The sequence below is a fragment of the Herbaspirillum sp. Her4 genome (assembly GCF_057961335.1).
This window is the reverse complement of record NZ_CM176330.1, coordinates 4,575,719-4,591,379: the sequence shown is the minus strand read 5'-3', so window position 1 is coordinate 4,591,379 and position 15,661 is coordinate 4,575,719. Positions and strand designations below refer to the sequence as shown.

9 protein-coding genes are annotated in these 15,661 nt (G+C 63.9%); 6 read left to right on the top strand and 3 right to left on the bottom strand.

All coding sequences use genetic code 11. The annotated features are described in order from the left end of the window. The first annotated feature begins 2 nt into the window (after nt 1-2). Both ACWFUC_RS20710 and ACWFUC_RS20705 read left to right on the top strand, forming a co-directional pair. Entirely contained in the window at nt 3-1,316 is a 1,314-nt protein-coding gene (locus ACWFUC_RS20710; RefSeq protein ID WP_088753376.1) for an adenylosuccinate synthase, read from the top strand. A 53-nt stretch (nt 1,317-1,369) separates the two neighbouring features. After that, on the top strand, nt 1,370-1,900 hold the full coding sequence (locus tag ACWFUC_RS20705; RefSeq protein WP_034332511.1) for a phosphoribosyltransferase: 531 nt from the start codon (nt 1,370-1,372) through the stop codon (nt 1,898-1,900). Nucleotides 1,901-1,996: 96 nt separating this feature from the next. Here the strand turns inward: ACWFUC_RS20705 and ACWFUC_RS20700 are convergent, their stop codons facing one another. Both ACWFUC_RS20700 and ACWFUC_RS20695 read right to left on the bottom strand, forming a co-directional pair. Then, nucleotides 1,997-3,094 (bottom strand): SDR family oxidoreductase, encoded by a 1,098-nt coding sequence (locus tag ACWFUC_RS20700; RefSeq protein ID WP_489623164.1) that lies wholly within the window; start codon nt 3,092-3,094, stop codon nt 1,997-1,999. 15 nt (nt 3,095-3,109) lie between these two features. Continuing rightward, nucleotides 3,110-4,291: an MFS transporter gene (locus ACWFUC_RS20695; protein WP_288067413.1), complete on the bottom strand. Its 1,182-nt coding sequence runs from the start codon at nt 4,289-4,291 to the stop codon at nt 3,110-3,112. A 144-nt stretch (nt 4,292-4,435) separates the two neighbouring features. On the opposite strand from ACWFUC_RS20695, the gene ACWFUC_RS20690 reads away from it, so the two are divergent. The 3 genes from ACWFUC_RS20690 (at nt 4,436) to pbpC (ending at nt 13,601) form a co-directional block, all read left to right on the top strand. Beyond that, nucleotides 4,436-5,317, top strand: coding sequence for a LysR substrate-binding domain-containing protein (locus ACWFUC_RS20690; RefSeq protein ID WP_209535467.1), 882 nt, complete (start codon nt 4,436-4,438; stop codon nt 5,315-5,317). Between the two features lie 104 nt (nt 5,318-5,421). Further along, entirely contained in the window at nt 5,422-11,313 is a 5,892-nt protein-coding gene (locus ACWFUC_RS20685; RefSeq protein WP_489623163.1) for an alpha-2-macroglobulin family protein, read from the top strand. Then, nucleotides 11,313-13,601, top strand: a complete 2,289-nt coding sequence (gene pbpC, locus ACWFUC_RS20680; protein ID WP_489623162.1) for a penicillin-binding protein 1C — start codon at nt 11,313-11,315, stop codon at nt 13,599-13,601. The genes ACWFUC_RS20685 and pbpC overlap by 1 nt, the downstream gene beginning before the upstream one ends. Before the next feature lie 42 nt (nt 13,602-13,643). Here pbpC and ACWFUC_RS20675 read toward each other — a convergent pair whose 3' ends face one another. Further along, entirely contained in the window at nt 13,644-14,540 is an 897-nt protein-coding gene (locus ACWFUC_RS20675) for a LysR family transcriptional regulator (protein WP_134222760.1), read from the bottom strand. A gap of 167 nt (nt 14,541-14,707) precedes the next feature. Here ACWFUC_RS20675 and speB point away from each other — a divergent pair, with 167 nt between their 5' ends. Beyond that, nucleotides 14,708-15,658 (top strand): agmatinase, encoded by a 951-nt coding sequence (gene speB, locus ACWFUC_RS20670; protein ID WP_489623161.1) that lies wholly within the window; start codon nt 14,708-14,710, stop codon nt 15,656-15,658. The last annotated feature ends 3 nt before the right edge of the window (nt 15,659-15,661 follow it).

Below are 15,661 nucleotides of genomic sequence, written 5' to 3'. Positions count from 1 at the left end.
TCATGTTACAGAACAGCAATGCAAAGAATGTCGTCGTCATCGGTACGCAATGGGGCGACGAAGGTAAGGGCAAGATCGTCGATTGGCTGACCGATCACGCCCAGGGCGTGGTGCGTTTCCAGGGCGGCCACAATGCCGGCCACACGCTGGTCATCGGCGGCAAGAAGACTGCGCTGCAACTGATTCCCTCGGGCATCATGCGCGAAGGCGTGGCTTGCTACATCGGTAACGGCGTGGTGCTGTCGGTGCCCGACCTGCTGCGCGAAATCGACAAGCTCGAAGCCGCCGGCGTGGAAGTTTGCTCGCGCCTGAAGGTGTCGGACGCCTGTCCGCTGATCCTGCCGTATCACGTGGCGCTGGACGTGGCGCGTGAAGCGGCCCGTGGCGTGGACAAGATCGGCACCACCGGCAAGGGCATCGGTCCGGCCTACGAAGACAAGGTGGCCCGTCGCGCCATCCGCGTGGCTGACCTGCTGAACGAAAAGCGCTTTGCCGAAAAGCTGCTGGCCAACCTGGATTACCACAACTTCGTGCTGACCCACTACCTGAAGACCCAGCCGGTGGACTACCAGAAGACCCTGGACGATGCCCTGGCCAACGTGCCGCGCATCAAGCCGATGGTCACCGATGTCTCCAGCGACCTGTACGCCATCCACAAGGCCGGCGGCAAGATCCTGTTCGAAGGCGCGCAAGGCAGCCTGCTGGACGTGGACCATGGCACCTATCCGTTCGTCACCTCCAGCAACTGCGTGGCCGGCAATGCCGCCGCCGGTGCGGGCGTGGGTCCGGGCATGCTGCACTACATCATGGGCATCACCAAGGCCTACACCACCCGCGTCGGTTCGGGTCCGTTCCCGGCTGAACTGCCGACGGACGCCGGCACCGGCAAGCACCTGGCGTCGGTCGGCCATGAATTCGGTACCGTCACCGGCCGTGCGCGCCGCTGCGGCTGGTTCGATGCCGCCTTGCTCAAGCGCTCGGTGCAGATCAATGGCGTCTCCGGCATGTGCCTGACCAAGCTGGACGTGCTCGATGGCCTGGAGTCGCTGAAGCTGTGCACCGGCTACAAGCTCAACGGCAAGACCGTGGACATCTTCCCGGTCGGCGCTGAAGAAGCCGCTGCCTGCGAGCCGATCTACGAAGAAATGCCCGGCTGGTCCGAGACCACCGTCGGCGCCAAGACGCTGGACGCTCTGCCGGCCAACGCCCGCGCTTACATCAAGCGCATCGAGGAACTGGTGGGCGTGCCCATCGACATGATCTCCACCGGCCCGGACCGCGAAGAGACCATCGTCCTGCGCCATCCGTTCAAGTAATTCACCACGCAATCGCCCGCAAGGGCACAAGGCACTACGAAGCAATCAACAATATGAAGATCTCTGACGACAAAGACCTCTGGGTCTCCTGGGACGACTACAACCGCCTGATCGAACGACTGGCATTGAAGGTCTACGAATCCGGCTACCAGTTCGACCAGGTGCTGTGCCTGGCGCGCGGCGGCCTGCGCCCGGGTGACGTGATGTCGCGCATTTTCGATGTCCCGCTGGCCATTCTCTCGACCAGCTCCTACCGGGAAGCGGCCGGCACCATCCGCAGCTCCCTGGACATCGCCAAGTACATCACCATCACCAAGGGAACCCTGGGTGGCCGCATCCTGCTGGTGGACGACCTGGTTGATTCCGGCGTCACCCTGCAGAAGGTGATGGTCCACCTGAAGGAGCATTACCCGTCCGTCACCGAGATCAAGAGTGCCGTCCTTTGGTGGAAGGCCTGCTCGGTCGTGGAACCCGATTTCCACATCGACTACCTGCCGACCAATCCCTGGATTCACCAGCCGTTCGAAGAATATGACGGCCTGGGCCCGCATCAGCTGGCGGCCTGGATCAAGAAGGGTGCCTGATCGTTCGCTTTGGTTTGATTGAAGCTGATGTCAGACGTGAAAAGAGCTTGCCGCGGCAAGCTCTTTTTTTCGTCTGTTGATGACCGGTGCAACGCTTCAGGACCACGGAATGATCTTGCGTTCCTTGAAGGTATCGAAGAGTTGATAGAACATCTGCTCCGTCTCCACATACTCGTGAAAGCCCAGGCGCCGGGCCTTGCTGCCATCGCCGAACATGTCGTAGTCCCACGAGAACACGAAGTCGGCAAATTCCCATGCCGACAGTGAAGCATAAGGATGCTGCTTCAAGCCATGTGCTGTGACGATCCTTTCCCACAACGGCGCCTTGTCCGCCATTACCTCGGCCAGTTTCAGCGGCAGCGGCGTGCCCACTTCCATGCCGAAATAACGGGCGATCTTCGGCCACATCTCGCTCCAGCGGAACAGGTCGCCATTGCCGATGTTGAAGGCCTGGTTGGCAGCCGCTTCGGTGGTGGCGGCCCAAACGGTGCCCTTGGCCAGCAGGCGGGCATCGGTCATTTCGACCAGCTTGTCGTAAGCCCCCGGTTTGGCGGGAAAGCGCAGCGGCAGCCCCAGCGCCTTGCTCATGCAGGCATACAGCGCAATGGCCAGCGCCAGGTTCATCGGGTTGCCCAGGGCCGCGCCGCCCACGACCGCCGGACGCGGTGCCGACCAGCTCCAGCAGCGGCCTGACTCGACGCGCCGCTGTTCCAGCCAGCGCTGCTGGTCGAACATGAACTCGGGCGGCATGAACTGCGCTTCGCTTTCGCGCGCCGGCGTCTTGAAGGGACCGAGATGGCCGCCATAGACCTTGTAGCCCTGCATCAGGCTGATATGGCGCAAGCCGGGCGCGTGGGCTTCCACCGTCTGCACCGTGTTCTGCAGCATGGCCAGGTTGGGGGCCACCAGTTCGCTCCAGCTGGGGCGATGCTGATAGGCCGCATAGAACACGTGGGTGACGTGTTCCAGCGGGGCCAACTGGTGTCTGGCATCGCTGGCGTCGAGCAGATCCACGGAAACGTGGCGCAGTCGTTCCTGCTTGCGGTGCTCGCCACCCCGGCGCGACAGGCCGATCACCTCCCACTGCGGCAGGGACAGCAGGTGCGCGATCAACTGGCTGCCGATCACGCCGTGGGCGCCCACTACCAGGGCGGTCTGGCGCTGCGGCGGGGAAGTGCTTGGGGTCTGGGTCATGGCGGGCTCCGTCAATCAGATGGGGGTAGTCCGTTCGGTACGGGTCAGCGCGGCCGGTCGTGCATCCATCTTCCAGCTCACCAGGGCCACGGCAATCCCTGCCAGCGGCAGCAGCGCCGCCACGTAAGGCACCGCATGCAGGCCCGGCCCATGATCGATGGTCACGCCACCCAGCCAGGCACCCGCAGCATTGCCCAGGTTGAAGGCCGCGATATTGGCCGAGGAGGCCAGGTTGGGCGCACCGGTCGCCTTTTCCAGCACGCGCATTTGCAGTGGCGGCACGGTGGCGAAGGCCGCCATGCCCATCAGGCCCACGCCGATGATGGCGGCGATCTTGTTTTCATTGGTGAGCCCGAACAGCACCAATACCACCGCCAGCAGCACCAGGCTGCCCAGCAGGGTGGCCATGAGCTTGCGGTCAGCCAGCTTGCCGCCGGCCAGGTTGCCGATCACCAGTCCCAGGCCGAACAGCAGCAGGATGGGCGAGACCGCCGAGGCCGGGAAACCGCTGATGTCGGTCAGGATCGGGGCGATGTAGGTGAAGGCCGCGAACACGCCGCCAAAGCCCAACACCGTCATCAACAGCCCCAGCATGACCTGCGGACGCATGAGCACGCGCACTTCCTTGCCGAAGTCGGCTTCTTCACCGCCTTGCGAGCGCGGCACCAGCACGGCGGTCGCAGCCAGCGCGATCACGCCGATGACGGTGACGGCCCAGAAGGTGGCGCGCCAGCCATAGATCTGACCCAGCCAGGTGCCGAAGGGCACGCCCAGCACGTTGGCCACCGTCAGGCCGGTAAACATCAGGGCGATGGCCGAGGCCTGCTTTTCCTTTGGGACCAGGCTGGTGGCGACCACCGAACCGACACCGAAGAAGGCACCATGGGCGAAGGAGGCCACCACGCGCCCGATCATCAGCGTGGCATAGCCCGGCGCGATGGCGCAGGCCAGGTTGCCGATGACGAAGACCACCATCAAGGCGATCAGCAAGGTCTTGCGCGGCAGCCGTCCGGTGGTGGCCGTGACCAGCGGGGCGCCCACGAACACGCCCAGCGCATAACCGGTTACCAGCAGACCGGCCGAAGAGAGGCTCACGCCCAGGTTGGTCGCTACTTCCGGCAGCAGGCCCATGATGACGAACTCGGTAGTCCCGATGGCGAATGCGCTGATGGTCAGCGCCCAAAGTGCAATTGGCATGGCAATCCTTCCAGAATGAGGAGTAATGAGGGTTTCCGGCTGCCGAACCCGAAATGGAGTCGCAGCGATGTGAAGGATTGTGCGCGCAGTCTTTGTTGAGAAAAATGCCGTTACAATCAAAGAATATTTGATCCGGAGTCAACAATGAGCATTCAGTCCGAGGAATTGCGCACCTTCGTCGCGGTCGTGGAGGCCGGCACGCTCTCGGCTGCGGCCGAAGTGCTGGAGCAGACCACGTCCGGGGTGAGCCGCGCGCTGTCGCGGCTGGAGGAGAAGCTGGGCGCGAGCCTGCTGACCCGCACCACGCGCCGTATGGAGCTGACCGAAGAGGGCGAAGCCTTCCTCGAACAGGCGCGCGCCATTCTGGCCGCCATGGAGCAGGCCGAAGACACGGTGCGCATGCGCACGCGCAAGCCGGTCGGGAAGTTGCGCGTGGATGCGGCCGTGCCTTTCATGCTGCACTGTGTGGTGCCGCATGTGGGCGCTTTCCGCGCCGCCTATCCGGAGATCGAACTGGAGCTGACCACCAATGACCGCTTCATCGACCTGGTGGAGCAGCGCGCCGACATCGCCATCCGCATCGGCGAGCTGCAGGATTCCACCCTGCATGCGCGGCCGCTGAGTTCAGCGCGCCTGAACATCGTCGCCAGTCCCGATTACCTGGCCCGCTCCGGCGCGCCGGAGTCGGTAGAAGCGCTGGAGCAGCATCAGCTGATCGGTTTTTCTCAGCCCGACAGCCTCAATCACTGGCCGCTGCGCCACACTGCGGGAGACCGCTATCAGGTGCGTCCGGCGATTCGCGCCTCGAGCGGCGAGACCATTCGTCACCTGGCGCTGCAGGGGCAGGGCATTGCCTGCCTGTCCGACTTCATGACCGCGGCCGACCTGGCGGCAGGCCGCCTGGTGCGCCTGCTGGATCATTACGATAGCGGCTTCCGCCAAAAGATCTCGGCGGTGTACTACCACAACACCCAGCTATCGCGCCGGATCAGCTGTTTTCTGGATTTTTTGCAATGCAAGCTGTAAATCGGAAACGTTTTGCCGTTATTCCAGTCTGAGCGCCAGCACTGCCGCAAGGGGGAAGGATCCTGTGGCTGTCATCACGACAAGATTGATCCGGAGAGAACAAGATGAAGCACACGGAAAACGGCATGGCCACAGGCCGTCCATCGATCGCGGCGATGTGCCGCGCACCGCTGCAAGGGCTGCTGCTGGCCGGAGCGGCCTTGCTCAGCCTCGGCACGGCCACGGTGCTCACCGCACCGGCTGCGCATGCGGCCAATGCCAGCGTGCTGTCCTTTTCGCCGCAGGGCGAAGTGCAGCGCATCCGCCAGGTGCGCGCGCGCTTCTCGGAATCGATGGTCAAGTTCGGCGACCCCAAGGCGGCCTCGCCCTTTGATGCCGATTGCGCCATCAGCGGCACGGCACGCTGGGCCGATGACAAGAACTGGGTCTACGACTTCGAACGCGACTTGCCACCCGGTACCCGCTGCAGTTTCAATTTGCGCGCGGATGCCCGTTCCGTCGCCGGCAACACGGTCAGCGGCAAGACGCGCTTCCAGTTCAGTACCGGCGGCCCGGCGGTGAGCCGCGTCGAACCCTACAGCGGCGCACAGATTGCGGAAGACCAGGCCTTCATCCTGTTCCAGAACGGGCCGGCCACCGAGGCTACCGTACGCGACCATCTGTATTGCGAAGCCGAAGGCATCAATGAGCGCATCCCCACCAAGGCCGTCGGCGACGCTGATCGCAAGGCCTTGCTGCAGCAGTTCGCCAAGGGCTCGGACCCGGCGTCGGTTACCATCGTGCAGTGCCAGCAGCGCCTGCCCAACGAGGCGCACGTGAAGCTGGTCTGGGATCGTGGCATTGCCGCTGCCAATGCGCCTTCCATCGTGACCTCCAAGCCGCAGGTCTTCAATTTCCAGGTGCGCAGCGAATTCGCCGCCAGCCTCTCGTGCCAGCGCGAGAATGCCAACGCTGCCTGCTCGCCCATCCTGCCGGTCATCTTGTCGTTCTCGGCCCCGGTGCCGCGCAAGCTGGCCGAGCAGGTGGTGATGAATGCCACCACCGGCAAGATCAAGCCCACGCTGGAAGGAGACAAGGACGAAGCCGTGCGAGAGCTGCGCTTCAAGCCGCCGTTCCCGGAGAAATCCGACTTCACCATCAGCCTGCCTTCCGGCTTCAAGGATGAAGATGGGCGCACCCTGGCCAATGCAGGGGCCTTCCCGCTGAAATCGGCGCTGGCGGATTTCCCGCCGCTGGCCAAATTCCCGGCCGCCCCCTTTGGCATCATCGAGCTCAACGCTGATCCCACACTGCCGGTCACACTGCGCCGCGTGGAAGCCGGGCTGCTGGTGCGTGGCAAGGACGGCCGCGCCATGCCAGGCCAGGTCGCCGACCTGAAGGTCGATGGCGACAAGGCCGTCATCGCCTGGCTCACGCGCCTGAACAAGTATCACGAGAAGTGGGGCGATCCGAAGAAGGTGGATACGCGCAGCGTCAGCCTGCTGGCCAAGGAACCCGGTGCGAAGAAACTCGATCTTCCCGCACAGAAGGACGCGAAGGAGGGCGAATGGCCCTTTGAAGTGATCGGCATTCCCCTGAAGGATCCGGGCTTCTACGTGGTAGAACTGGAATCCCAGAAGCTGGGCGCGTCGCTGCTGGGCAAGCCGCAGCCGATGTATGTGCGCACCAGCGCGCTGGTGACCAACCTGTCGGTGCACGTCAAGCTGGGCCGCGCCAATGGCGCCGTCTGGGTAACCCGGCTGGACGATGCCAAACCGGTAGCAGATGCCGAGATCCGCGTCTCCAATTGCGACGGCACCCAGCTCTGGCAGGGCAAGACCAACGCCAGCGGCGTGGCCATGATGCCGGTGCTGGAAGATGCCTGCGTGAACCGCGGCTACAGCGCGGAGAACGCCGACAAGATCAGCGGCCTCTTCGTGAGCGCGCGCAAGACCGACGAGAAGGGCCGCCAGGACATGGCCTTTGCGCTGACCTCGTGGAATGAAGGCATCGAATCCTGGCGCTTCAATTTGCCGACCGACATGGACAAGTCGGCCACCACCCGCGCCACTACCATCTTCGACCGCACCCTGTTCCGTGCCGGCGAGACGGTCTCGATGAAGCACGTGATCCGCACCGAGACCATGCAGGGCTTCGGCCTCATGCGCAAGGAAGACCTGCCTACGCGGGTGCGCATCAGCCATCTCGGTAGCGGCCAGCAATACCAGTTCGCGCTGAACTGGCGCGGCAACAAGAGCGCTGAGACCAGTTTCACCCTGCCCAAGGAAGCCAAGCTGGGCAGCTACGAGGTCGTGCTCGACCAGGGCACGGTCGATCCCGCTGCCAGCAGCAATGCCAATGGCCAATCCGATGACGGCGACAATGAAGCAGGCTATGGCCGAGGCACCTATGTGACCGGCAGCTTCCGCGTCGAGGAATTCCGCCTGCCCCTGATGCAGGGACGCATTACGCCGCCCAAGGGTGCGCAAGTGGCCATCAAGGAACTGCCGCTGGATCTTCAACTGAACTACATCAATGGCGGTGCCGCCGCCAACCAGGCGGTGCAGGTGTCGTCGCTGTTGCGGTCACGTTCGGTCAACATCGCTGGCTACGACGGATTCTCCTTCGATGCGCCGCGTAATGACGATGACAGCAATGCTGATGACCAGAAGATCGTCGCCGACAAACTCGCCGTCACGCTCGACAAGAACGGTGCCGGCCGCGCCGTCATCGGCAAGCTGCCCGCGCTGCAGCGCCCGCAGGAACTGCTCACCGAGATGACCTACAGCGATCCCAATGGCGAAGTGCAGACCATCTCCAACGTCACGCCCTTGTGGCCGTCGGCGGTGGTGGTGGGCCTGCGCACCGGCAACTGGGTTTCGGTGAAGAAGAAGCTCACGCTGACCGCCGTCACGCTCAATACTGCAGGCCAGCCGCAGGCCGGTGTGCCGGTGGAAATCCGTGGCCTGGCCCGCAAGACCAATTCGCACCGCAAGCGCATGGTCGGCGGCTTCTACGCTTATGAAAACGACGAGAGCAAGCAGGACCTCGGCAAGCTTTGCTCTGGCAAGAGCGACCAGCACGGCATGTTCACCTGCGATACCGAATTGTCCGAAGCGGGCAATGTAGAGCTGATTGCCAGCGCCAAGGATGGCAATGGCAATGCGGCTGCCGCCCGTTCCTCGGTGTGGGTCACCGGACGCGGCGAAGTCTGGTTCGATGGCGAGAACCAGGACCGCATCGACATCCTGCCCGAGAAAAAGAATTACCAGCCCGGCGAGACCGCCAACTTCCAGGTCCGCATGCCGTTCCGCTACGCTACCGCGCTGGTCGCGGTGGAGCGTGAAGGCGTGATCGATACGCGCGTGGTGCAGCTGTCCGGCCAGGACCCCACCATCAGCGTACCGATGAAGGCCGAGTATGGTCCCAACGTGTATGTGTCGGTGTTGGCCGTGCGCGGCCGCATGCGCGAGGTGCCGTGGTATTCCTTCTTCATCTGGGGCTGGAAGGAACCGATCAACTGGTGGCATGAATTCCGCGAATACCAGGGACCGGGCCCCATCGTCGATCTCTCCAAGCCGGCCTGGAAATTCGGCATCGCCGAAGTCAACGTGGGTGACGCGGGCCATCGTCTGCAAGTGGCCGTCAGTACTGACAAACCGGCTTATCCCATCCGCGCCACGGCCAAGGTCCAAGTGCAAGTGAAACTGCCCAACGGCAAGCCCGCCGCCGGTGGTGAATTCGCCCTGGCCGCCGTCGATGAAGCCCTGCTGGAACTGCAGCCCAATGGCAGCTGGGATGTGCTGCGCGCCATGCTGCAACGTCGCAGCTACGGCGTCGAAACATCAACGGCCCAGATGCAGGTGGTTGGCAAGCGCCACTACGGCAAGAAGGCCACGCCCGCTGGCGGGGGCGGTGGCCGGGCGCCCACGCGTGAACTGTTCGATACCTTGCTGGTATGGAAGCCCAATGTCACGCTGGATGCCGAGGGCCGGGCACAGCTGGATGTGCCGCTCAATGATGCGCTGACTTCCTTCCGCATCGTCGCCATCGCCGAGAATGGCATCAGCGATTTCGGCACCGGCAGCATCAGCATTCGCTCCACGCAGGATGTGCAGGTCATCTCCGGCCTGCCGCCGCTGGTGCGCGAGGGCGACAACTTCAACGGCAGCGTCACCGTACGCAATACCACCACGCACGATATGACGATCAAGGTCGCCGCGCGTGCGCAAGGTGGTACTGCAGCGGGCGCGCTGACACTGCCTGAACGCGAGGTGAAGATTGCAGCCGGACAGTCTGCCGAAGTCATGTGGCCGGTGCAGACGCCGGAAGGCATCAGCCAGCTGGCCTGGGAAATCAGCGCCCAGGAGCAGGGCGGCCAGAAAGCGCGAGATGCGATGAAGTTCACCCAGCGCGTCGTCCCCGCCGTGCCGGTCACGGTGCAGCAGGCCACGCTGTTCCAGCTGGACAAGAGTGCCGCCATCAACGTCGCGCGACCCGCCGACAGCCTGCCGGGACGCGGTGGCCTGGCGCTCTCGCTCAAGCCCAGCCTGGCCGGTGGCAGCGATGCGCTCACGCGTTACTTCGTCAACTATCCCTTCGCCTGCCTTGAGCAGAAGACGTCCAAGGCCATCGGCCTGCGCGATGAAGCGGCATGGCAGAAGATCGTGGCCGACCTGCCGACCTATCTGGATGGCGATGGCCTGGCGTATTACTTCCCGCCCAGCGACAGTGGCGCGCGCCGCGGCAGCGATACGCTGACGGCCTATCTGCTGGCTGCCACCAACGAAGCCGGCTATGCCATCCCGCAAGCCAGCCGCGACAAGATGCTGGATGGCCTCGCGGCCTTCGTGGAGGGCAAGGTGATGCGCGATTTCTGGTCGCCGCAAAAGGATCTGGACGTGCGCAAGCTGGCCGCCCTGGAAGCGCTGTCGCGCTACAACCGTGTGCAACCCGCGATGCTGGGTTCGATCCAGATCAATCCCAACGTCTGGCCCACCTCGGGCCTGCTGGACTGGATCGGCATCCTGCAGCGCGTCTCTGCCATCCCCGAGCGCGACAAGAAGCTGGAGCAAGCCGACCAGATCCTGCGTGCCCGCCTGAACTTCCAGGGCACGCGCATGGGCTTCTCCAATGAAGAGGGCGATTACTGGTGGTGGCTCATGAGCAGCGCCGATGCCAATGCCAACCGCCTGATCCTGCTGGAGCTGAACAACCCGGCCTGGCGCGAGGACATGCCGCGCCTGATCGCCGGTGCCATCGGCCGCCAGCAGCGCGGTCACTGGAGTACCACCACGGCCAACGTCTGGGGCAGCCTGGCGCTGGAGAAATTCGCTCGCAAGTTCGAATCCGAACCTGTTACCGGCACCACGCGTGCCACGCTGGAGCAGAACGGCACCAGCACCGCCACCCAGAGCCTGGCCTGGAGCGGTGCCGCCAACGGCGGCAAGCTGCAGCTGCCCTGGCCGGAAGGCAGTGCGCAGGGTGGCAGCGTGCGCCTGACGCAAGAGGGCAACGGCAAGCCCTGGGTGACCTTGCAGAGCCTGGCAGCGGTCCCCTTGAAGCAGCCTTTTGCGGCCGGCTATCGCATCACCCGCAAGGTCGAGGCCATCGAGCAGAAGCAGGCCGGTGTATATACACGCGGCGATGTGCTGCGGGTGACGCTGGACATCGACGCGCAAGCCGAGATGACCTGGGTCGTGGTCAGTGATCCGGTGCCGGGCGGTGCGACCCTGCTGGGCTCCGGCCTGGGCCGCGACTCGGCCATTGCGCAGGGCAAGCAGGAGGCCCCGCGTGACCGTGGCATGGGCTCGCTGGCCTATGAAGAGCGCAGCTTCGAAGCCTATCGCGCGTATTACGAGGCCATGCCCAAGGGCCGCACCAGCATCAGCTACACGGTGCGCCTGAACAATGCGGGTGAATTCAATCTGCCGCCCACACGCGTGGAAGCGATGTATGCGCCGGAAATGTTCGGTGAAGTCCCCAATGGCAAGCTGGTCGTGAAGGCGTCGCAGTGATGCGCTTGACCGCAGGCACCCTCCGGCCCGGCGCGCTGGTTTCGATCAGCGCGCTGGTGCTGGCTCTGCTGATGCCCACCGCAGCCAGTGCCGTGCCATCGTTCAGCGAAGTACAGCGCGACTTCCTGCCGTCGGAAGCCAGCCTGCTGGACCGCAACGGTGAGCTGTTGCAGCGCATGCGCGTGAACATGGACGAGCGCAAATTGTCCTGGGTCAAACTGGAAGACGTATCCCCGGCGCTGCGGCATGCCCTGGTGGCCTCCGAGGACCGGCGTTTCTACCAGCACAGCGGCATCGACTGGAGCGCTGTAGCTGCCTCGGCCTGGGGCAACCTGTGGAATACGAAGACACGCGGTGCCTCCACCATCACGATGCAACTGGCGGGTTTGATCTATGACGATCTGCGTCGCAAGTCCGGTGCGCGTTCGCTCACGCAGAAAGTGTCGCAGGCGTGGATTGCACAATCGCTGGAGCGGAACTGGCGCAAGGACCAGATCCTGGAAGCCTATCTCAACCTGGTAGCCTTCCGGGGCGAGCTGGTAGGCGTGCATGCGCTGTCGCGCGTGATGTTCGGCAAGCATCCGAGCGGACTCGACCAGGGCGAGGCGGCCATCGCGGTCGCGTTGATCCGTGCGCCCAATGCGACGCCGCGCCGCGTGACCGAACGCGCCTGCGCCATTCTCAAGGAAGAGGGCGCAGGCGAGCAGTGCAGCGGCATGGATGGCCGCACCGAGCTGGCGTTGGCGCGCGTGTCCGCCAAGCGTGATTTGCCGGGGACGAGCGATTCACCGCAGCTGGCGCCGCATCTGGCCCGCAAGCTCTTGAATGCACCGGGGCAGCAATTGCGTTCCACGCTGGATGCGCCCTTGCAGCGCTTTGCCACGCAAGCCCTGCGTCATCAACTGGCCGGACTGGCCGAGCGCAACATCGAGGATGGTGCCGTCATCGTCATCGACAATGCCACCGGCGAGGTGCTGGCCTGGGTCGGTTCCAGCGGCCCGCTGTCGGCGGCGGCCAATGTGGATGGGGTGGTGGCGCAGCGGCAGGCGGGCTCGACGCTCAAGCCTTTCCTCTACGAACTGGCCATCGAAAAGAAATGGCTGACGGCCGCGTCCCTGCTGGATGATTCTCCGGTCAACCTGGCCACCTCGGCCGGGCTCTACATTCCGCAGAACTACGACAAGCAATACAAGGGTCTGGTGAGCCTGCGCACGTCGCTGGGTTCCTCGCTCAATATCCCTGCGGTGCGCACGCTGGTGATGGTGACGCCCGAGCGCTTCTTCCGGCGCTTGCAGGCGCTGGGTTTCAACCTGCGCGAGAGCGGTGATTATTACGGCTACAGCCTCGCGCTGGGCAGCGCCGACGTCACGCTGGCCAATCTGGCCAATGCCTATCGCGTGCTGGCCAATCAAGGCCGCTACACGCCCTTGCGCACCCGGCTCGATGAAGCGCGCACGCCAGCGCGTACCACGCAGGTGATGGATGCCGATGCGGCCTACATCGTCGGCGACATCCTCTCCGACCGCAGTGCGCGCGCGCGCACCTTCGGCCTGGAGAATGCGCTGTCCACCCGTATCTGGACGGCGGTCAAGACCGGTACTTCAAAGGACATGCGCGACAACTGGTGTGTCGGCTATTCCTCGCGTTATACCGTAGGGGTATGGGTCGGAAACGCTTCCGGTGCGCCGATGTGGGACGTGTCCGGCGTGACCGGTGCGGCACCGGTGTGGCAGGAAGTCATGCAATATCTCCATGAACGTGGCCGCAACGGCGCACGCGAAGCGGGCAATGGACCACCCGCCAAACCGGCTGGTGTGCAAGCGCAGATGATCCGTTACGAGCAGGATGTGGAAGCAGCGCGCACCGAATATTTTTTACCGGGCACCGGCCAGGCCGAGATCCGCCTGGCGCATGCGCGCGATATTCGTCCCGCCATCACTTATCCCACCACAGGCATGCTCGCAGCGCTGGACCCCGATATCCCGCCGGCGCGTCAGCGCATCCGCTTCCGCGCGCAGGGCGCGCCTGCGGGCAGCCGCTGGATGCTCGATGGCAAGCTGATGCCGCAGGAGGTCATGCAGGCGGGCAGGGTACAGGCGCAGAAGGTGGCGGCCAACTTCACGGCCGCTGGGGAAGAAGCCTTGGACTTCGACTGGATGCCCTGGCCCGGCAAGCATGTGCTGGTGCTGCAGGACAAGCAGGGCAAGGCGCTCGATAGCGTGCGCTTCGAGGTCCGGGGTGCAGTAGTGCGCAATGAGCCCAAGGCAGGCGGGACGGCGCGCAGATAAAGCGCGCGACTGCGTCCTGCACTGATCGTTGTCGAGCCATTTCTAGCGCTTGCTGCCCCGCTTGCCGGTCTGCAGCAGTTCGCGCATTGCCTGCAAAGGCAGTTCGCGGCTGCGGCCCCGGCGCAGCACCAGGGAAAACTGCGACTGGTAGCCAAACTCGGAAGGCAGCAAGACTTTCAATCGTCCCTGCTCGACCCATGACTGCGCATAGTGCTCCGGCAGATAGCCGATGTAGCGGCCCGAGAGGATCAGGATCAACTGCGCTTCCATGCTTTCCACTGTGGCCACGCTGCGCTTGAAACCGTGCCGGCTCAGCTCGGTCTGGCTCCAGTAACTGCGGCTGACCACGCTCATTTCCGAGACGGCCGAGGCGCGCAGGTTGCGCTGCTGGAAGCAGGGGTGCCGGTCGCTGCAATACAGCCACTGCTGCTCGCGGTAGAGCGGCTGATAGATCAGGCCATTGGCCTTGGCGGGGAAAAAGCCCACCGCGATGTCGAGTTCATTGTCCAGCAAGCCCTTCTGCAGTTCGTAGGGGCTGCGGATGAGCAGGTTCAGGTGCATGCCCGGAAACTTGCTGGAAAACATCCCGATCGCCTCCGCCATCGGCAGGGAGGGATCGGTCACCGTCGTATCGAGCACCCCTATCGTCAGCGTGCCGCCCAGTTCGCCCTTGAGCGACTGGGTATAGCGTTCGAAACTGTCCACCTCCCCCAGCACACGCAGCGTTTCCGAGAGCAGCAGTTCTCCCTTGTCCGTGAGCGCGAAACCACCCCGTCCACGCCGGCAGACGGTAAAGCCGACATCGCTCTCCAACTGGGCCATGTAGGTGCTGATGGCCGAGGTCGTCAGGTTCAGCTCCTGCTGGGCCCGGGCGAATCCTTGGTGGCGGACCACTGCGGCGAATATGCGCAGCAACTTGAAATCGATGCCTGGGGTCATGGATAAATCGTCTTTGCATGAAGGAGGGCGGCGCGTTCAGTGCCCGAAATCAGTTTCGAATTCTAACAACTTATTATTTGATTACAGCTATCTTTTGATAACTATCGGCCATTGTATATTCGCTTCGTCGCAGCCTGCTGTTGCTGCCAGAACAAGGGTGATACGCAATGTCCAAAGTCTTCCACCAGCCCCAAAGCGGCAACGACATGCCGCGCTTTGCCGGCCGTTCGACCATGATGCGCCTGCCCGCGATGGACAGCGCCGAGGGACTGGATGCGGCCTTCATCGGCGTGCCGCTCGATATTGGCACCTCCCTGCGCGCCGGGACCCGCTTCGGTCCGCGCCAGATCCGTGCGGAATCGGTGATGATCCGCCCCTACAACATGGCCACCGGTGCCGCACCCTTCGATTCCCTGTCGGTGGCCGACATCGGCGACGTCGCTATCAATACCTACAACCTGCTCGAATCGGTCCGCGTCATCGAAGAAGCGTATGACGGCCTGTTGGCGCATCCCGTCATTCCGCTCACGCTGGGCGGCGACCACACCATCACCTTGCCTATCCTGCGCGCCATTGCACGCAAGCATGGCCCGGTGGGCCTGGTGCACGTCGATGCCCATACCGACACCAATGACGACATGTTCGGCGAGAAGATCGCCCATGGCACCACCTTCCGCCGCGCCGTGGAAGAGGGCTTGCTCGACTGCAAGCGGGTGGTGCAGATCGGACAGCGTGCGCAGGGCTACGCCAGCGGCGATTTCCAATGGGGTGTGGACCAGGGTTTCCGCCTGGTGCAGGCCGAGCAATGCTGGCATCGTTCGCTGGCGCCGCTGATGGAAGAAGTACGCGCCCAAATCGGGACCGGTCCGGTTTACCTGAGCTTCGACATCGACGGCATCGACCCGGCCTGGGCACCCGGCACCGGCACCCCCGAAGTGGGCGGGCTGACTTCCATCCAGGCTCTGGAAATCGTGCGTGGCTGCCGTGGCATGAACCTCGTGGGCTGTGATCTGGTGGAGGTCTCGCCTCCCTATGACGTGAGTGGCAATACCTCGCAGCTGGGCGCGAACCTGCTCTACGAAATGCTGTGTGTGCTGCCCGGCGTGACCTACCGCTGAGAG